The sequence below is a fragment of the Tardiphaga sp. OK245 genome (assembly GCF_900108575.1).
GTDB lineage: Bacteria > Pseudomonadota > Alphaproteobacteria > Rhizobiales > Xanthobacteraceae > Tardiphaga > Tardiphaga robiniae.
On record NZ_FNWZ01000001.1, the window covers coordinates 194,390 to 211,848 of the forward strand.

At 62.7% G+C, this 17,459-nt stretch carries 18 protein-coding genes; 11 read left to right on the forward strand and 7 right to left on the reverse strand.

Features of this window, described 5'->3' with window-relative positions; translation table 11 throughout:
• Window positions 1-71 precede the first annotated feature (71 nt).
• From BLW80_RS00925 to BLW80_RS00940, 4 genes are all read left to right on the forward strand, one after another.
• Complete coding sequence (locus BLW80_RS00925; RefSeq protein WP_093756467.1) at window positions 72-479, forward strand: cupin domain-containing protein; 408 nt, start codon at window positions 72-74, stop codon at window positions 477-479.
• Window positions 480-496: 17 nt separating this feature from the next.
• A complete protein-coding gene (locus BLW80_RS00930; RefSeq protein WP_170849593.1) occupies window positions 497-1,267 on the forward strand; it encodes an HpcH/HpaI aldolase family protein in 771 nt (256 codons plus the stop codon).
• Between the two features lie 284 nt (window positions 1,268-1,551).
• Window positions 1,552-2,169 (forward strand): 30S ribosomal protein S4, encoded by a 618-nt coding sequence (gene rpsD, locus BLW80_RS00935; RefSeq protein ID WP_089265666.1) that lies wholly within the window; start codon window positions 1,552-1,554, stop codon window positions 2,167-2,169.
• 247 nt (window positions 2,170-2,416) lie between these two features.
• On the forward strand, window positions 2,417-3,484 hold the full coding sequence (locus BLW80_RS00940; RefSeq protein ID WP_093756469.1) for a threonine aldolase family protein: 1,068 nt from the start codon (window positions 2,417-2,419) through the stop codon (window positions 3,482-3,484).
• Window positions 3,485-3,641: 157 nt separating this feature from the next.
• Here the strand turns inward: BLW80_RS00940 and BLW80_RS00945 are convergent, their stop codons facing one another.
• From BLW80_RS00945 to grxD, 4 genes are read right to left on the reverse strand one after another with little or no spacing between them, the layout of a single operon-like run.
• Window positions 3,642-4,922 carry a serine hydrolase domain-containing protein gene (locus BLW80_RS00945; protein ID WP_093756470.1) on the reverse strand — a complete coding sequence of 427 codons (1,281 nt, stop codon included), beginning with the start codon at window positions 4,920-4,922 and terminating at the stop codon, window positions 3,642-3,644.
• The gene (locus BLW80_RS00950) at window positions 4,903-6,201 is read right to left on the reverse strand and encodes a serine hydrolase domain-containing protein (RefSeq protein WP_093756471.1); all 1,299 of its coding nucleotides are present in this window, start codon (window positions 6,199-6,201) and stop codon (window positions 4,903-4,905) included. Before BLW80_RS00950 ends, BLW80_RS00945 begins: the two co-directional genes overlap by 20 nt.
• Window positions 6,202-6,247: 46 nt before the next feature.
• The gene (locus tag BLW80_RS00955; protein ID WP_093757278.1) at window positions 6,248-6,790 is read right to left on the reverse strand and encodes an O-acetyl-ADP-ribose deacetylase; all 543 of its coding nucleotides are present in this window, start codon (window positions 6,788-6,790) and stop codon (window positions 6,248-6,250) included.
• On the reverse strand, window positions 6,790-7,125 hold the full coding sequence (grxD, locus tag BLW80_RS00960) for a Grx4 family monothiol glutaredoxin (protein WP_068736311.1): 336 nt from the start codon (window positions 7,123-7,125) through the stop codon (window positions 6,790-6,792). The genes BLW80_RS00955 and grxD overlap by 1 nt, the downstream gene beginning before the upstream one ends.
• Window positions 7,126-7,484: 359 nt before the next feature.
• On the opposite strand from grxD, the gene egtB reads away from it, so the two are divergent.
• A complete protein-coding gene (egtB, locus tag BLW80_RS00965) occupies window positions 7,485-8,720 on the forward strand; it encodes an ergothioneine biosynthesis protein EgtB (RefSeq protein WP_093756472.1) in 1,236 nt (411 codons plus the stop codon).
• Between the two features lie 43 nt (window positions 8,721-8,763).
• Entirely contained in the window at window positions 8,764-9,729 is a 966-nt protein-coding gene (gene egtD, locus BLW80_RS00970; protein WP_093756473.1) for an L-histidine N(alpha)-methyltransferase, read from the forward strand.
• 113 nt (window positions 9,730-9,842) lie between these two features.
• Here egtD and BLW80_RS00975 read toward each other — a convergent pair whose 3' ends face one another.
• Window positions 9,843-10,202: an endonuclease domain-containing protein gene (locus BLW80_RS00975; RefSeq protein ID WP_093756474.1), complete on the reverse strand. Its 360-nt coding sequence runs from the start codon at window positions 10,200-10,202 to the stop codon at window positions 9,843-9,845.
• Window positions 10,203-10,266: 64 nt separating this feature from the next.
• On the reverse strand, window positions 10,267-10,503 hold the full coding sequence (locus BLW80_RS00980) for a BolA family protein (protein ID WP_068735968.1): 237 nt from the start codon (window positions 10,501-10,503) through the stop codon (window positions 10,267-10,269).
• A 181-nt stretch (window positions 10,504-10,684) separates the two neighbouring features.
• Here BLW80_RS00980 and BLW80_RS00985 point away from each other — a divergent pair, with 181 nt between their 5' ends.
• From BLW80_RS00985 to BLW80_RS00995, 3 genes are all read left to right on the forward strand, one after another.
• Entirely contained in the window at window positions 10,685-11,047 is a 363-nt protein-coding gene (locus tag BLW80_RS00985; RefSeq protein ID WP_093756475.1) for a DUF427 domain-containing protein, read from the forward strand.
• Window positions 11,048-11,156: 109 nt separating this feature from the next.
• The gene (locus BLW80_RS00990) at window positions 11,157-12,329 is read left to right on the forward strand and encodes an acyltransferase family protein (RefSeq protein ID WP_093756476.1); all 1,173 of its coding nucleotides are present in this window, start codon (window positions 11,157-11,159) and stop codon (window positions 12,327-12,329) included.
• 59 nt (window positions 12,330-12,388) lie between these two features.
• On the forward strand, window positions 12,389-13,348 hold the full coding sequence (locus BLW80_RS00995) for a 2-hydroxyacid dehydrogenase (RefSeq protein ID WP_093756477.1): 960 nt from the start codon (window positions 12,389-12,391) through the stop codon (window positions 13,346-13,348).
• Between the two features lie 176 nt (window positions 13,349-13,524).
• Here BLW80_RS00995 and purL read toward each other — a convergent pair whose 3' ends face one another.
• Complete coding sequence (purL, locus tag BLW80_RS01000) at window positions 13,525-15,732, reverse strand: phosphoribosylformylglycinamidine synthase subunit PurL (protein WP_093756478.1); 2,208 nt, start codon at window positions 15,730-15,732, stop codon at window positions 13,525-13,527.
• A 222-nt stretch (window positions 15,733-15,954) separates the two neighbouring features.
• Between purL and BLW80_RS01005 the strand changes: the two genes are divergently transcribed.
• Together BLW80_RS01005 and BLW80_RS01010 are read left to right on the forward strand one after the other, a co-directional pair.
• A complete protein-coding gene (locus tag BLW80_RS01005) occupies window positions 15,955-16,434 on the forward strand; it encodes a PaaI family thioesterase (RefSeq protein ID WP_371419948.1) in 480 nt (159 codons plus the stop codon).
• A 67-nt stretch (window positions 16,435-16,501) separates the two neighbouring features.
• Window positions 16,502-17,377, forward strand: coding sequence for an AraC family transcriptional regulator (locus BLW80_RS01010; RefSeq protein ID WP_139285770.1), 876 nt, complete (start codon window positions 16,502-16,504; stop codon window positions 17,375-17,377).
• Window positions 17,378-17,459 lie beyond the last annotated feature (82 nt).

The following is a 17,459-nucleotide window of genomic DNA, read 5'->3' on the forward strand; positions in this document are numbered from 1 at the left end:
CGACTTTCCCTTGCGCGCTGCTAGCTTTGCGGCGCGCCGTTCCGAAAAGAGAACGGCAAAGGGAGACCAGCATGCTCGATACGAATTTTCTGAAGAATGGCCTTCTCAAGACACTGCTCGTTGGCGCGGCGATCACGGCCTGCGCCGGCGCTGCCAGTGCACAAGGCATCAAGCGCACGCCGCTGCAGGACGTCAAATATCCTGCCGGCCATCGCATCGTGACGGTCGTAGCTGAACTCGGCCCGAACCAGCTCGCCGGCCGCCATACCCATCCAGGTGTCGATACCGGTTACGTTCTCGATGGCGACGCGACGCTGATCGTCGAGGGCCAGCCGGACCAGGCACTCAAGGCCGGCGATTCCTATGCCGTCCCGGCCGGGATTCCGCATGACGTGAAGACCGGCGACAAGGGCCTGAAGATCATGGCAGTCTATGTCGTGGAAGACGGCAAGCCAGTGGCGACGCCCGCGCCGAAATAACAGGATCCAGTTTGACGATGACGACCCCCGCGCCATTTCACGATCTCAAGCAGAAATGGCGCGAGGGCCGCCCCACTTTCGGGGCCATCGCGACCATCCCGTCGATCCAGACCGTGCGCATCATGGCGCAGTCGCTCGACTGGATCATCGTCGACCTCGAACACGGCCCGATCGATCTCAACACGGCGCATGGCATGATCATAGCCACCGCGGGTACGTCCTGCACGCCGCTGGTGCGGATCGCCGCCAACGAGCCATGGCTGGCGAAAGCGCCGATGGATTTCGGCGCGATGGGCATCAACTTCCCGATGATCAACAGCGCCGACGATGCCTACAAGGCCGCGCGCAGCCTGCGCTATCCGACTCAGGGCGAGCGGCTATGGGGACCGTTCCATGCGCCGTTCCGCTGGAACACCGGCATGCCCGACTATATGGCCCGCGCCGACGACAGCATGATCTGCATGATCACCATCGAGCATATCGATGCGGTGAACCGGATCGGCGAGATCATGGCCACACCGGGCATCGACATCGCCGTGATCGGCGTCGGCGACCTCGCGACATCCATCGGCAAACGCGGCCAGCCAGGCGATCCCGAGGTGCAGGCGCTGGTGGCAAAGGCCGAAGCGGGAATCCTCAAGTCAGGCGTGCCGCTGGGCGGCGCGGCGCTGAACGCGGAGATGGGCAACGCCATGATCGAACGGGGCTATGTGGCGCTGGCGTTGGGATTCGACTGGTCACTGTTCCAGCGCGGAATCGCCGCCGGATTCGAGGGCATCAGGCGGTGAAACTGCCATTTCGAGGCCGATTTTGCGCCAAAACTGGCCGGATTGGCGCTATAAGCCCGCCAAACGGCAAAAAGCCTGTCTTTCAATTGACATAACCGGGCCTTCGCCCTAGAAACCGCCTTGCTCGCGGGCCGTTTTCGGCCCGCGAAGCGTTTCGCACCCGTGGTTCTCCACCCAGCTTTGGGAATGAACCTGTCGGTGCCGAGATTTTCCAGACTCTGGACTGATCACGGTACACAGGAGGGCGCGTCTCCTCACATTGACCATTGAACATCGAGGACGCGATGACAAAGCGTAGTGAAGCTAAATATAAAATCGACCGCCGTATGGGCCAGAACATTTGGGGTCGTCCCAAGTCTCCGGTCAACAAGCGTGAATACGGCCCCGGCCAGCACGGCCAGCGCCGCAAGGGCAAGCTCTCCGACTTCGGCACGCAGCTGCGCGCCAAGCAGAAGCTGAAGGGCTATTACGCCAACATCTCCGAGCGCCAGTTCCACTCCATCTATGTGGAAGCCGGCCGCCTCAAGGGCGACACCGGTGAAAACCTGATCGGCCTGCTTGAGCGCCGCCTCGACACCGTCGTGTATCGCGCCAAGTTCGTCGCCACCATGTTTGCGGCCCGTCAGTTCATCAACCACGGCCACATCAAGGTGAACGGCAAGCGCGTCAACATCGCGAGCTATCTCGTGAAGGTCGGCGACGTCATCGAGATCAAGGAATCCTCCAAGCAGCTCGCTTTCGTACTCGAAGCCAGCCAGCTCGGCGAACGCGACACCCCGGATTACGTCGAAACCGACCACAGCAAGATGACCGCCAAGTTCATCCGCATTCCGCAGCTGTCGGACGTTCCCTTCGCCGTGCAGATGGAACCGCATCTGATCGTCGAATTCTATTCGCGTTAATTTCTGACAGCGCAGACGAGATCAAGGCCCCGGATTTTCCGGGGCCTTTTTTGTTTGGCCTCTGTCCCATCAGCCGTCATTGCGAGGTCAAGGAAAGTTGCATGCAACTTTCCCCTTAGCGTAGCGACGAAGCAATCCAGCCTTCGCTCGTTCACTCTGGATTGCTTCGCTCAGCAAAATCGCAAGACGATTTTGCGGGCTCGCAATGACGGGGTAGCTTGTGGTGTGTAACAACGTGGAATTCCCAATGCCCTTCACCCCTGCTCGCCCCGACCCATCACAGCCGCCGGTCCGCATCAACCTTCTGTCGGACACACAGACGAAGCCCACGCCCGCGATGCGCGCGGCGATGGCTGCGGCAGATGTCGGCGATGAGCAGGTCGGCGACGATCCCACCGTCAACGCGCTCTGCGACCGCGTCGCCGAACTGCTCGGCAAGGAAGCCGCCGTGTTCATGCCATCGGGTACCATGTGCAATGTCGCCGGCCTGCTGGCGCATTGCCGGCCCGGCGACGAAATCCTCGCGCATCGCACCGCGCATATCCTCTCGCGCGAGGGCGGCACCCATGCCGCGCTTGGCGGCTTCCAGATTACCGGGCTCGACGGCGCCGATGGCAAGTTCACGCCAGATGCGCTGCGCGCCGCATTGCATCCGCGCACGCGCTACGAGGCAGCGCAGACCGTGGTCAGCGTCGAACAGACTGCCAATATCGGCGGCGGCACCATCTGGTCGAAATCCGATCTCGAAGCGATCGTCACCATCGCGCGTGACCGCGGCCTTGCTACGCATATGGATGGCGCGCGACTGATGAATGCCTGCGTCGCCACCGGTATCGGTGCGAGCAGGATGTCCGACGGCTGGGACTCGGTGTGGATCGATTTCAGTAAGGGGCTCGGCGCGCCGATCGGAGCCGTGCTCGCCGGCACGCGCGACTACATTGATGCAGTGTGGCGCTGGAAGCAGGGATTGGGCGGCTCGATGCGCCAGGCCGGTATCGTTGCCGCCGCCTGCATCCACGCGCTGGACCATCACGTCGAGCGCCTCGCCGACGATCACGCGAATGCGCACGCGCTGGCGCGCGGACTGGCCCAGATCGACGGGATCGCCGTTCAGCAGCCGGAGACCAATCTCGTCTTCTTCGATCCCGCGGGCGCAGGCATCAGCGGTGCTGCTATGGTGAAAGCCTTGCGCGCGAAAGGCGTATTGCTCGCCACCATGGACGGCCGCATCCGCGCGTGTACGCATCTGGATGTCAGTGCGGACATGATCGAGGAGACGCTGGGGTTGATCAGGGACGTGGTGCGCGGGATTTAACCTCTCCCCGCTCGCGGGGAGAGGTCGGGTTGCGAGCGAAGCGAGCAATCCGGGTGAGGGGGAGCCAGCGAGTAAAACACTGGCTCCCCCTCACCCGTCGCGGACTACGTCCGCGCCACCCTCTCCCCGCAAGCGGGGCGAGGGAGCTACAGTGTTCTTACTCCAGCGCCTCGGCGATGATCTTCCGCACATCAACCTCCATCCGCACCCGCTGCGATGGCGATTGCGCCATGACCAGCACGAACATGTCGTTCTTCGGATCGACCCAGAAGAACGTGCCGCCAACACCGTCCCAGCGATATTCGCCGACCGGGCCGGGCTCGCTGGCCAGCTCCTTGGTGCGCACGGCGAAGCCGAGGCCGAAGCCGCTGCCGGCGCCCGGGAAATAATAGTAATCGCGCTTCACGCCGCTATCAGGCCCGACGTGATCGCGCGTCATCTCGGCCACTGTTTCCGGTTTGAGATAGCGCTTGCCGTCGAGCGTGCCGCCATTGAGCAGCATCTGCAGGAAGCGCGCATAGTCCGAGATCGTGCCGACCAGACCGGAGCCCCCCGCCTCCCATTGCATGACTTCGGCGGGATCGTGCATGCCGACCACCGGCCCGACCATGCGATCTCCCGGGAACGGCTCGGCCACACGCGAGCGCCGTTCGCCATCGGTGATGTAGAACGAGGTGTCCCGCATCCCCAATGGACCGAATAGCCGTTCCTCCAGGAAATGATAGAGCGACTGGCCGGACACCACTTCGATGACGCGGCCGAGGATGTCGGTGGAATGGCCGTAGTCCCACAGCGTGCCGGGCTGCTCGGCGAGCGGCAATTTGGCGATGCGATCGGCCCAGGACGCGTTGTCCCAGTCGCGGCCGAAGATATCGAGCTGCGCATAACGTTTCCGCGCGGGATCGTCGCCATAGAAACCGTAAGTGATGCCCGATGTGTGCGTGAGCAAATCCGCGATGGTGATCGGCCGCTGCAGCGGCACGAGGCCGAATGTGGCGTGTTCGTCGCCGCCTTTGACGTCAACGCCCACCTTCGTCTTCGCGAAAGCCGGGATATATTTCGCAACGGGATCGTCGAGGCGCAGTTTGCCGTCCTCGACCAGCATCATCGCGGCGACCGAGGTGATCGGTTTCGACATGGAATACAGCCGGAAGATCGCATCCCTGGTCATCGGGTGGCCGCTGTCGAGATTGCCGAACGTATCGAAATAGACAGGCTTGCCGTGCTGTTGCACCAACACCACCGCGCCGGGAATCTTTCGCTCCGCGACCATGTCGAGAAAGTAGCGATCGAGCGCCAGCAGTTTTTCGGCAGAGAATTCGTGCGCAATGGATTGCGGTTTTTCGGCCCGGGCCGGCGGCGAAGGCATGATAACGGTGCCGACGCAGCAGAGCGCCAGCAACAGGAGTACGGCGCGCCTATTTCTCCAGCGCTTCATAGACCAACAGCTTCAGTGACCTTTGAATGCGCTGCCGTTCCGACGGCGTCTGTTCGAGCAGGATGAAGAAGAAGTCCTGTTTGGGATCGATGATGAAATAGCAACCGCTGGCGCCGTCCCATTTCAGTTCGCCGAGCGATCCCGGCGGCGACGGCTTGGCATTGCCGGGATCGGTGCGCACGGCAAAGCCATAGCCGAAGCCGAAACCGTCGCCGGGGAAATATAGATAATCGCGCGCGACGCCGGAGTCCTTGCCGATATGATCGGTGGTCATGTCCTTGAACGTCGCCGCGCTCATGTAGCGTTTGCCGTCATACTCGCCGCCGTTCAGCAGCATCTGCGCGAACTTCGTATAGTCCGCCAACGTGGAGACCATGCCGCCGCTGCCGGATTCCCATTTCTGATAGGTGTCGGGTCGGCCCTGTCGTCCGGTGCGGAAATCGCGGTCCCAGGCCATCGGCTTGGCGAGCATGACCTCCTTCGACTTCTCCTTCACGAAGAAGCCGGTGTCCTTCATACCGAGCGGCCCGAGAAACGCCTGCTCCTCGTAACCGAGCAGCGACTTGCCGGTGACGACTTCGACCACACGGCCGAGAATGTCGGTGGAATGGCCGTAGTCCCACATGGTGCCGGGCTGGTGCTCCAGCGGCAGTTGCGCGATGCGGTCGGCGAATTCCTTGTTGTCGAAATCGCCGCTGTAGATATCGGCATTGCCATAGGCGCGGCGCACCAGGCTCTCGCCATAGAAACCGTAAGTGATGCCGGACGTGTGCAGCAGCAGGTCGCGGATCGTTACCGGGCGGTTGGGCGCCACGATGTCCAGCGCCTTCTCACCATTCTCCAGCTTCTTCTCGACGCCGACCTTGGCCTTGGCGAAAGACGGAATGTATTGCGAGACGGGATCGTCGAGCTTCAACTTGCCCTGATCGATCAGCATCATCGCTGCGAAGGACGTGATCGGCTTCGACATGGAATGCAGCCGGAAGATCGTATCATCCGTCATCGGCTGCTTCGTGTCGGGATCGCGGACGCCGAAGAATTCCTTGTAGACCGGTTTGCCGTGCTGCTGGATCAGCACGATGGCGCCGGGGATCTTGCCGTCGGCGATCTGCTTGCGGAAGAACTCGCCAATCTTCGCCAGTTTCTCCTGCGAGAATTTGGCGCCGGCGGGAATGTCGAAGGTGCCTTCGGCAGCAAAGCGATCCTGGGCGAGGACGGGCGATCCGGCGAGCAACAGCGCTCCGCAGAGCAGCGCGCGTAGTCTGTGCCGCAAATTCATCGCCGCTCCTTTTGCCTGATCAAAGGAGTGTAACGGCGGGGCGTTCTCAGACAAGGGGAAGTGCGCGTGCGAGCGCGAGGCGATGCAGATCCGCCGATGGCTCGGAAAAGCAGCAGAAGGTGACGGCCGTGACCACCGGTGCGTCTTTCAGCGTCTGGATGACCGAGCCGACGGCGATGGGAGCCGCACGCGCCGCGGGAAAACCATAGACACCGGTGGAGATGGCCGGAAACGCAACGGAGGCCAGGCCATGTGCCTGACACAACATCAGCGCCCGCCGGTAGCAGGACGCCAGCGCCTCATCCTCGCCGCTCCGGCCACCATGCCAGACCGGACCGACCGCATGGATGACATACGCTGCCGGTAGCTTGTAACCTTTGGTGATTTTGGCGTCGCCGGTCTCGCAACCCTTGAGGGTGCGGCATTCAGCGAGCAAGTCGGGGCCGGCCGCCCGATGGATGGCGCCGTCCACACCGCCGCCTCCGAGAAGCGACGCATTGGCCGCGTTGACGATGGAGTCAACGCGGAGGGTCGTAATGTCGGCCACGACGACGTCGAGCGTCGCCGTGCCGATTTGTCGACTTGAAATCAGGCGGAGGCCGGGGCGGCGATCACGCCCTTCTCGGCCAGCAGGCTCTGCAACTCGCCAGCCTGGAACATCTCGCGGATGATGTCGCAGCCGCCAACGAATTCGCCCTTCACATAGAGCTGCGGAATGGTCGGCCAGTTCGAATAGGTCTTGATGCCGTCGCGCAGATCGGCGGATTCGAGAACGTTGAGGCCCTTGTAGCCGACACCCACGTGATCGAGGATCTGGACCACCTGGCCCGAGAAACCGCACTGCGGAAACTGCGGCGTGCCCTTCATGAACAGCACCACGTCGTTGGTCTTCACTTCGTTCTCGATGAATTGCTCAATGCTCATGTCACGTCCCTGTTCAAGGTCCAGATTCAAGGTCTGGAGCTGGCGGCCCAGCCATCGGGCGCTCGCCCGGTCAGACTTGTCATATATGTAGCCGAATCCGTTCCGCACCCCAAGTCTTATGGACGTGATCAAGAGCCTGAAATCACAGGCATTGGGGCTTATTGCCGGCCCGCCACGGTCACTTTTCCGCAGTTTTTGCCAAGTCCGGTCCGGCCAAAGATCATATGACGACAGGCCTTTTATAACCAATCGGATGACCTATTTAGGACAGGCTGCTCGGGAACCCATCACCAAGAGCAACGTTCTCTCCAAAATCGGAGACTTTCGTGACGAATCCAGCTTTCGCCAAGAGTTCAGGCATGAGTTCAGGCACCGCGTCCCCCGCCTCCGAATCCGCCCCCGCAGGGGCACTGGCCCAAAGACTGGGCGACGCCTTCCTGACGGTCCGCAACGAAACCGAACGCCGCGCCGCGCCGCTCTCCCCGGAAGACCAGTTGGTGCAGTCGATGCCCGACGCCAGCCCGGCGAAGTGGCACCGCGCCCATGTGACCTGGTTCTGGGAGCAATTCCTGCTCGGCGATCATGCGCCGGGCTACAAGGTCTATCACCCCGATTACGCCTACCTCTTCAATTCCTATTATGTCTCTGCCGGCCCGCGCCATGCCCGCGCGCAGCGCGGCCACCTCACCCGGCCCGGCGCCGACGAAGTCACCGCCTATCGCAAACATGTCGATGCGGCCGTCATCAAATTCTTTAACGAGACGTCAGACGAGAAACTGACCTCGCTGATCCCCCTCCTCGAAGTCGGCTTCAATCACGAGCAGCAGCATCAGGAGCTGATGCTCACCGACATCCTGCATGCCTTCGCGCAGAACCCGATCCCGCCGGCCTATGACTCTGATTGGCGCTTTCCTGCATCCAACACGTCAGGCGATGCGTGGCTCACGCTGACCGAAGGCATCCACACCATCGGCCATCAGAGCGAGAGCTTCCATTTCGACAACGAGAAGCCCGCACATCGCGCCCTTGTCGGCCCCGTCAAGCTCGCGCGCAACCTCGTCACCAACCGCGAATGGCTCGCTTTCATGGAGGCCGGCGGTTACGAGGAAGCGACGCTGTGGCTGATGGACGGCTTTGCCGCCGCCGCCCGCGAGGAATGGCAGGCGCCCGGTCACTGGCGCAAGGTCAATGGCGAGTGGCAGATCATGACCCTCGCCGGGTTGAAACCGATCGATCTCGACGCGCCGGTGTGCCACGTCAGCTATTACGAATGTGACGCCTTCGCGCGCTGGAGCGGCAAGCATCTGCCCACCGAAATGGAATGGGAAGTCGCGGCGCGTGCCGGCCAGCTCAACGACGCCTTCGGCATCGTCTGGCAATGGACGCGCTCCGCTTACGCGGCCTATCCCGGCTACCGCGCCATCGAAGGCGCGCTCGGCGAATACAACGGCAAGTTCATGATCAATCAGCTGGTGCTGCGGGGCTCGTCGCTGGCGACCCCGGACGATCACAGCCGCGTCACCTACCGCAATTTCTTCTATCCCCACCATCGCTGGCAATTCACGGGCCTGCGGCTGGCCGATTACGGCAACTGACTTCCTGACATCACGGCGCTTCGAAAGCGTTGAGGAGACTGACATGAACGTTCATGCCCCGTTGGCACTGTCGCTGCTGAATGCCTCGGCCTCCGCATTTGCCGCGGATGTCGCCGAAGCCCTGTCGCAGCAACCGAAAAAGCTGTCGCCGAAATACTTCTATGACGAAGCCGGCTCGGAGCTGTTCGAACAGATCACCAAACTGCCGGAATATTACCCGACCCGCACCGAGCTCGGCATCCTCCGCTCGCGTGGCAAGGACATCAACGCGATCATTCCGAAGAATGCCGCCTTGATCGAATTCGGCGCCGGCGCCACCACCAAGGTGCGGCTGCTGCTGGATGAATGCGACGTCGGCGCCTATGCGCCGGTCGATATCTCAGGCGACTTCCTGCAGGCGCAGGCAGCCGAGCTGCGCAAGGATTTCCCGGGCCTGAAGGTGCTGCCGGTGAATGCCGATTTCACCGCACCGTTCGATCTTCCCGCCGATATCCGGATGATGCCGAAGGTCGGCTTCTTCCCCGGCTCGACGCTCGGTAATTTCGAGCCGCACGAGGCCTGCGCCTTTCTGCGCTCGGCCCGCGCCATTCTCGGCAAGGACGCCTTGATGCTGATCGGCATCGATCTGGAGAAAGACGAGAAGCTGCTGCACGCCGCCTATAATGATGCGGCAGGGGTCACCGGCAAGTTCAACATGAATGTGCTGGTGCGCATCAACCGCGAACTCGGCGGCGATTTCGATCTCTCGGCCTTCACGCACCGCGCGATCTACAACAAGGAACGCCACCGCATCGAGATGCACCTGATCGCCAGGAAACCGCAGACCGTGCATGTGCTGGGTCGCAGCTTCGCGTTCCGTGCCGGCGAGAGCATCCACACCGAGAGCAGCTACAAATACAGCATCGAGCGTTTTGCAACGCTGGCCCGCGGTTCGGGCTGGGAGCCGAAGGCGTCATGGACGGATGCTGACAAGCATTTCTCGGTGCATGCGCTGATGGCGGTGGAGTAGCCTTCTTAACCTCTCCCCGTCCTTTACGGGGAGAGGTCGGATCGCCCTTGCGATCCGGGTGAGGGGCCGGGCACACAATTCCAACGAAGGCATGTTCTCGGGTCGGGTCGGCTCTAATCCGCTGTTTGGCCATCTGCACGTAACGCCTGGTCGAGCAGCATCAGCACGCCGTCGATATTGGACAAGACGTCGTTATTCCAGAAACGCACCACGCCATAGCCTTCCGCCCGCAGATACGTGTCGCGAATTTCATCTCGTTTGGATTCTAGGTGTTGGCCGCCGTCGACCTCGATCACGAGGCGCTGTTCCCGACAAACGAAGTCGCAGATATAGGGGCCTATCGCTTCCTGCCGGGCAAATTTAAAACCGCCGACTTGCCGGTTGCGTATGCGATGCCAGAGCTTGGTCTCGGCATCGGTCTGGTTAGCGCGAAGTTTTCGCGAGATCTGAGTGCTACGAACACGACCTCGCATCGCCCCTCACCCGTCTTCGCTGCGCGAAGCCACCCTCTCCCCGCAAGAGCGGGGCGAGGGAAAACTACGCCTCCGGCACGCCCGTCTGCAGCGCCAGCGCGTGCAGGACACCGCCCATCTGGCCTTTCAGCGACTGATAGACAATCTGGTGCTGGGCGACGCGGGATTTGCCGCGGAAGGATTCCGAAATCACGGTTGCCGCGTAATGGTCGCCGTCACCGGCCAGATCACGGATCGTCACCTGCGCGTCGGGAATCGCGGCCTTGATCATGGTCTCGATATCGCGGGCGTCCATCGGCATTAATCGGGTCTCCAGAAAGGTTCGAATCGCGGCCAGTCGGTGCCGCCTCGGATTGCGAGCCTATCGCGGCTGCCGCATGACGTCACGGCTTTCTAACGATAATCCCTCGCATGCCCCTTTTAAAGGCCAGGGGGATCGCACATCTGAAGAAGTGCAATATGACCGTTACAAGGGTTTAACCATGAAGCTTCCCGGCCCGGACCACCCGATCACCATTGCGCCCGCCGGCAAACACATCCGTGTTTCTGCCGGGGGCGTCGTGATCGCCGACACGACCAATGCCCTGAGCCTCAAGGAGGCCAGCTACCCCGCAGTGCTGTATATCCCCCGCGCGGACGCCAATATGGACGCGGTAGCGCGCACCGACCGTGTGACGCATTGCCCGTACAAGGGCGACGCGAATTATTACAGCATCAAGACCGGCGAGAAGGTTCTCGACAACGCGATCTGGACCTATGAGACGCCGTTTCCGGCGATGGCCGAGATCAAGGATTATCTCGCATTTTATCCAGACAAGGTGAAAATCGAGGAAGTGCCTGCGTGATCCTCGGCTGATTGCCGAAGCGGCTTTCGACATTTATCATGACGGCGCGCATCACTGATGCGCCCGGCGACGCCTGTTGCGCGCGGAAGCGAGGGGGCTCGCCGTTCACATGTCAGACCGTAACGCTGCGCTCGATCGCGCCCGCACCTTTGTCACGCTGCTCGTGCTGGCGAACCACGCGGCGGTCGCTTACACCGCCTTCGGGCGCTATTACCCGAACCACTATCTGTGGTCGACCGCGCCGATCGTCGACAGCCAGCGCTGGATCGGCTTCAACATCCTGACGCTGTTCAACGACACCTTCTTCATGTGTCTGATGTTCATGCTGTCGGGCCTGTTCGTGTGGCCGAGCCTGAAGCGCAAGGGCATCGCCGACTTCCTGCGCGACCGCGCGCTGCGCCTCGGCCTGCCGTTCCTGGCAATGATCTTCGTGCTGATGCCGATCGCCTATTATGCGTCGTTCAGCCTGTCGACGCACAAGACCGGCTTTGTCGAATTCTACGTCAACAATTTCAAACAAGGCCAATGGTTCGCCGGCCCCGGCTGGTTCATCTGGTATCTATTGTTTCTCGATCTCGTCGCGATCCCGGTCTTCCTGCTCGCGCCGCGACTGGTGGACGGCATCAACCGGCTGTCGATCCGTGCCTTCGAACGACCGTGGTTGTTCGCCGCTGTGCTCGCCGTCCTCGCTGTGATCTCCTATGTGCCGTTCCTGTTTACGGTCGGCGCTGTCCGCTGGTTCAGCTGGGGGCCGCTCCAGGTGCAGTTCAGCCGCATGGCGATCTATGGCGTGTTCTTCTTCGCCGGCATGGGCATTGGCGCCGCCAATATCGATCAGGGCCTGCTGGCCCGCACCGGCGCGCTGGCACGGCAATGGCTGTGGTGGACCATCGCCGCCGCCGCCTCCTTTGGCTCGCTCGCTTTTCTCGTCAATTTTCGCCGCATGAAGCTCGCCAATCTCACCGGCGCGCCGCCGTTCTGGTGGCAGTCGAGCTACGGCGTGATCTACGCAGTCGCCTGCACACTGATCTGCCTCGCGGTGCTGGCGCTGTTCCTGCGCTTCGGCCAACGCGAGAAGAGCATCTTCGATCCGCTGCGCGGCGATGCCTATGGCATCTTCGTGCTGCACTACATCCCGATGCTGTGGCTGCAATATGCGCTGCTGAACGCGCCGCTCGGCGCCGGATCGAAAGCACTGATCGCCTTCGCGGGCACGCTGGCGGCGAGCTGGGCAGCGACAAGGGCGCTGCGGGCGATCCCAGGCGTGAAACGGATTTTGTAATCCGTTCACGCCGCCCTTTTCCGACAACCGACATTGACAGTGATCTGCAGGAGACCAGCATGCGCGCGCGCAACGGCGACAAGGCGATCAATCTTCTTTTCAACGTCACGCCGGCGCTGTTCGAGGACTATCACGAACCCATTCTGGATGCGCTTCGGCGCCGGAGCATCGACGCGCGAGCCAGTCTCCTGGGTGACATTGCGCATCAGGACGTGGACTACATCATCCACGCGACCGGCGGTCCCATCAGTGATTTCGCCCCTTTCAGCAATGCGCGCGCCGTATTGAGCCTTTGGGCCGGTGTCGAGAAGATCGTCGGCAACGCGACGCTGACGCAGCCGTTGTGCCGCATGGTCGATGACGGGCTGCGGCAGGGCATGGTCGAATGGGTCGTCGGTCATACCCTGCGTGCGCATCTCGGGATGGACCGCTATGTCTGTGAAAAACCTCTGACGTGGTCGCAGCATGTTCCGCCACTCGCCACAGACCGCTCGGTCACGATCCTCGGTCTCGGCGAATTGGGATCGGCTGCGGCGAGCGCACTTGTGCAACTCGGCTTTCGCGTCACCGGCTGGAGTCGGAGCCTGCGCGAGATGCCGGGTGTCCGCTGCCTCGCAGGGATGGAGAAGCTGCCGCAGGCGCTGGCCTCGGCGGAAATCCTCATCGGCCTCCTGCCTCAAACGCCGGAGACGATTGATCTCCTGAATGCGGAGAGACTGGCGCTACTGCCGAAGGGCAGCTTCATCATCAATGCCGGACGCGGCACGCTGATCGACGACGATGCGCTGATCGCGGCACTCGACAGCGGACGCGTGGCGCAGGCGACGCTCGATGTCTTCCGCACCGAGCCCGTACCATCAGGCCATCCGTTCTGGTCGCATCCGGGTGTCACGATCTCGCCCCACATCGCAGCAGCAACGCGTGTTGCATCGGCCGCCGAAAACATCGCCGACAATATCGCACGCGCGGAAAGCGGCACGCCGCTGATGAATTTGGTCGATCGGACGCTGAGCTATTGAGACGGTTGCACGAACGCTCATGGCCTCCCTCCCCCAAGCGAAGCGCAGTGGGGAGGGTCGGCCGATAGGCCGGGGTGGGGGTGCCCCACGCTCAGCATTCCGTGGGGTTACCCCCACCCGTCCGGCCTTCGGCCGGCCACCCTCCCCGCAAGGGGGAGGGAAAAGATCAGCGCCTGTTACGACGCCTTGCCGCTCATATAGTTCGGCAGCCAGCTTTCATGCGCATGCACGAGCGCCTTGATGTCCACCGCGCGCTCGCCGGCAATCGCCACCGCGTGGCCGCCGGTCTTGCCGATCTGCACGCAGGGCACGCCAACATTCTTCAGCTTCGACAGCACGGTCAGCAACTGATCTTCCGCGACAGTCACGATGTAACGCGCCTGATCCTCGCCGAACCACCAGGCATGCGGCACCGTCGATGACGGCGCGGCATCGAGCTTGGCGCCGATGCCGGAGGCCATCGCCATTTCGGTAAGAGCCACCAGCAAGCCACCATCGGCGATGTCATGCACGGCGGTCGCGGTGCCGGCATGGATCATGCCGCGGACCACGTCGCCATTGCGCTTCTCGGTGGCGAGGTCGACCGGCGGCGGAGCGCCCTCTTCCTTGCCGCAGATGTCGCGCAGATAGACCGACTGGCCGAGCCAGCCCTTGGTTTCGCCGATCAGCAGGATCGCTTCGCCCGGCGCCTTGAAGGCCAGCGTTGCGGACTTGGTGAAATCGTCGAGCACGCCGACGCCGCCGATCGACGGGGTCGGCAGGATGCCGCGGCCGTTGGTCTCGTTGTAGAGCGAGACATTGCCGGAGACGATCGGGAAGTCGAGCGCGATGCAGGCTTCCGCGATGCCCTTCAGGCAGCCAACGAGCTGGCCCATGATTTCCGGCCGCTCCGGATTGCCGAAGTTGAGGTTGTCGGTGACTGCCAGCGGCTTGCCGCCGACAGCCGTGATGTTGCGCCAGGCTTCGGCGACGGCCTGCTTGCCGCCCTCGACCGGATCGGCCTCGCAATAGCGCGGCGTGACGTCGACGGACATCGCGAGGCCCTTGGGGCCGTCCTCGATGCGCACCACCGCGGCGTCGCCGCCGGGGCGCTGCACGGTGTTGCCGAGAATGACGTGGTCATACTGCTCCCACACCCAGCGCTTCGAGCACAGTTCGGGCGTGCCGATCAGCTTCTCCAGTGCATCCGGGACCGACGACGGCGCGGCGATATCGCGCGCATGGATCACCGGCAGCGCCGGCGACGGCACATGCGGACGATCGTAGAGTGGCGCTTCGTCGCCGAGCTCCTTGATCGGCAGATCGGCCATCACCTTGCCGCCATGCTTCACGACGAAGCGCAGCGTTGGCGTGGTGTAGCCGACGATGGCGAAGTCGAGGCCCCACTTCCGGAAAATATCCTCGGCCTGCTTTTCCTTCTCGGGCTTCAGCACCATGAGCATGCGCTCCTGGCTCTCCGAGAGCATCATCTCGTAGGCGGTCATGCCCTCTTCGCGGGTCGGCACCGCATCGAGATTGAGTTCGACGCCGAGGTCGCCCTTGGCGCCCATTTCGACAGCAGAGCATGTGAGACCCGCCGCGCCCATGTCCTGGATCGCGATCACGCAATCCGCGGCCATGATTTCGAGGCAGGCTTCCAGCAGCAGTTTTTCGGCGAAGGGATCGCCGACCTGCACGGTCGGGCGCTTCTCCTCGGAATCCTCGTCGAATTCGGCCGAGGCCATCGACGCGCCGTGAATGCCGTCGCGGCCTGTCTTGGAGCCGAGATAGACGATCGGCATGTTCACGCCGGACGCCGCAGCGAGGAAGATCTTGTCGGCATCCGCGAGACCGACGGCCATCGCGTTGACGAGGTTGTTGCCGTCGTAGCGGGTGTGGAAACGCGTCTGGCCGCCGACGGTGGGCACGCCGAACGAATTGCCGTAGCCGCCGACGCCGGCGACGACGCCCGATACGAGGTGGCGGGTCTTCGGATGCTCCGGCGCGCCGAATGACAGCGCGTTCAAACAGGCGATCGGGCGTGCGCCCATGGTGAAGACGTCGCGCAGGATGCCGCCGACACCCGTGGTCGCACCCTGATAAGGCTCGATATAGCTCGGGTGGTTGTGGCTCTCCATCTTGAACACGATGGCCTGGTTGTCACCGATATCGATGACGCCGGCATTCTCGCCCGGCCCCTGCAGCACCCACGGCGCCTTGGTCGGCAGCCCCTTCAGATGGATGCGCGAGGATTTGTACGAGCAATGCTCGTTCCACATGGCCGAGAAGATGCCGAGCTCGGTGAAAGTCGGCTCGCGCCCGATCAGCTTGAGAATGCGCTCATACTCGTCGGGCTTGAGGCCGTGGGAAGCGACGAGTTCGGGAGTGATCTTTGGCTCGGTCATGGGGTCTCTTGGCTCTGTAAGGCTTCTTCATAGGGAGATCGGAGCATGCGGAAAAGGCCTATTCCGGCCCGTTCCCCGCATGTCCCAAGCTTTGCCCGGGCAATGCCCGAACTGCTCGAAAAACAGCCTGCATAAGGCCCTGCGCCGGCGCCGGATTGCGCCCGCCGGATGGATCGGATTTAACACTTTTCGCAGCCAATCCAAGGAGTTCAGACCGTGAATGTGCCCGCCGATGCCACCATCCCGTTCCACGCCGACGCCTATACCGCGACGGAGGGGGAATTTGCGGGCTGGACCACCTGGAAGCGGGATTCCTTCGAATCGGTCTCCGGCCCGTTCTGGCACAAGGTCGAGGCCGACGGCTCCGTCCGCTGCGCCTTCCGGGTCGAGAAAAAGCACCTCAACGGCATGAAAAACGTTCATGGCGGCTGCTTCATGACCTTCGCCGATTATTGCCTGTTTGCGCTGGCCTCCCGCGAGCTGCAGGGCCCCGGCATCACCGTCTCCTTTGGTTGCGAATTCCTCGATGCGGCCCGCGAAGGCGAGCTGGTCGAATGCCACGGCGAAATGACCCGGATCGGCGGCTCATTGATCTTCCTGCGCGGAATCCTGAAAGCCGGTGAGCGTTCGCTGCTGACCTTCTCGGGCACCATCAAGCGCGTGAAGAAGCGCCCGAAGCCGGCGGCCATCGCGGCGGAGTAACCGGGCGTCGATTGGCGGGCATTGGCGCACCCTGCTAGGTTCGTCGACAACACATGTGGGCCCGAACATGCTGAGTTCATTCGAACGGCTACGTCATCCGGCAAACGCAGATCTCCTGATCGCCGCGGACGACGAGCACGCGGCTGTCGCCGGTCGCGGCGATTACGCCATGCCGTGGCACTGGCATGATTGCCTGATGTTCATCCTGCCGAGCCGCGGGACGATCGAGCTGAAGCACGAAGCCGGCCGCGAAGGCACGTGGCTGTCGCAGGACCGGTTCGCGATCGTTCCGCCGAACCAGGCGCATGAGACACGCGCGGGTATCGGTGCACATAGCCATGTCGCGATCTACGCAACTGGCTCGGTCCTGAAGCGCCTCGAAAGAGAGAACGGCTCGCTGAGCGAATTCCGCCGCAGGACATCAACGACCCGGCTGTTTCGCCGGTCAGACAGACTGCGCGCCCTGCAGGCGCTGCTGGTCGGGGATGGCAGGCACGCCTATGGCAATGCCCATGTCCGGCACGGACTGTCCTCTGCCCTGCTCGTTCAGTGCATCGCCGAGGCTCTGACCGGCGATGCCGTATCCAGTGCCTCGCATCGCGAACACGGCATGACATTGGTCGCGGAGCTGAGGGACTATCTCACCCTTCATGCCGACCGGGATGTTCCGCTCGACGCCCTGGAAGAACGGTTCGGCGTTTCGCGGCGTCATATCACCCGATTGTTCCGGGTGGGGACCGGCGCGTCGATCGGCGAATTCCAGCAACGTGTCCGCCTCGACAATGCAAGCGAGCTGTTGAAGGCAACCGATCTCCCGATCGGCGAGATCGCGCTCCGCGTCGGCTTCGACAGCGGTGCGGCGCTGGCCCATGCGATGCGCCGGGCAGACGGCCAATCGCCAAGCGAAGTTCGCAAGCGCATGGCCCGGCCGATCAAAATCTAGGGCCCGCTGCAACGCGCGTCGCAGCAACACCCCCCGTAGCTTCGCACCGGTGAATTCCGTGCAGCGCTGGCTGACGTGCAGT

Excerpts from the sequence above, each read along its gene's own strand:
- BLW80_RS00925 (WP_093756467.1), top strand. The coding sequence starts at position 72 with ATGCTCGATACGAATTTTCTGAAGAATGGCCTTCTCAAGACACTGCTC.
- BLW80_RS00930 (WP_170849593.1), top strand. The coding sequence starts at position 497 with ATGACGACCCCCGCGCCATTTCACGATCTCAAGCAGAAATGGCGCGAG.
- rpsD (WP_089265666.1), top strand. The coding sequence starts at position 1,552 with ATGACAAAGCGTAGTGAAGCTAAATATAAAATCGACCGCCGTATGGGC.
- BLW80_RS00940 (WP_093756469.1), top strand. The coding sequence starts at position 2,417 with ATGCCCTTCACCCCTGCTCGCCCCGACCCATCACAGCCGCCGGTCCGC.
- BLW80_RS00945 (WP_093756470.1), bottom strand. The coding sequence starts at position 4,922 with ATGAAGCGCTGGAGAAATAGGCGCGCCGTACTCCTGTTGCTGGCGCTC.
- BLW80_RS00950 (WP_093756471.1), bottom strand. The coding sequence starts at position 6,201 with ATGAATTTGCGGCACAGACTACGCGCGCTGCTCTGCGGAGCGCTGTTG.
- grxD (WP_068736311.1), bottom strand. The coding sequence starts at position 7,125 with ATGAGCATTGAGCAATTCATCGAGAACGAAGTGAAGACCAACGACGTG.
- egtB (WP_093756472.1), top strand. The coding sequence starts at position 7,485 with ATGAGTTCAGGCACCGCGTCCCCCGCCTCCGAATCCGCCCCCGCAGGG.
- egtD (WP_093756473.1), top strand. The coding sequence starts at position 8,764 with ATGAACGTTCATGCCCCGTTGGCACTGTCGCTGCTGAATGCCTCGGCC.
- BLW80_RS00975 (WP_093756474.1), bottom strand. The coding sequence starts at position 10,202 with ATGCGAGGTCGTGTTCGTAGCACTCAGATCTCGCGAAAACTTCGCGCT.
- BLW80_RS00980 (WP_068735968.1), bottom strand. The coding sequence starts at position 10,503 with ATGCCGATGGACGCCCGCGATATCGAGACCATGATCAAGGCCGCGATT.
- BLW80_RS00985 (WP_093756475.1), top strand. The coding sequence starts at position 10,685 with ATGAAGCTTCCCGGCCCGGACCACCCGATCACCATTGCGCCCGCCGGC.
- BLW80_RS00990 (WP_093756476.1), top strand. The coding sequence starts at position 11,157 with ATGTCAGACCGTAACGCTGCGCTCGATCGCGCCCGCACCTTTGTCACG.
- BLW80_RS00995 (WP_093756477.1), top strand. The coding sequence starts at position 12,389 with ATGCGCGCGCGCAACGGCGACAAGGCGATCAATCTTCTTTTCAACGTC.
- purL (WP_093756478.1), bottom strand. The coding sequence starts at position 15,732 with ATGACCGAGCCAAAGATCACTCCCGAACTCGTCGCTTCCCACGGCCTC.
- BLW80_RS01010 (WP_139285770.1), top strand. The coding sequence starts at position 16,502 with ATGCTGAGTTCATTCGAACGGCTACGTCATCCGGCAAACGCAGATCTC.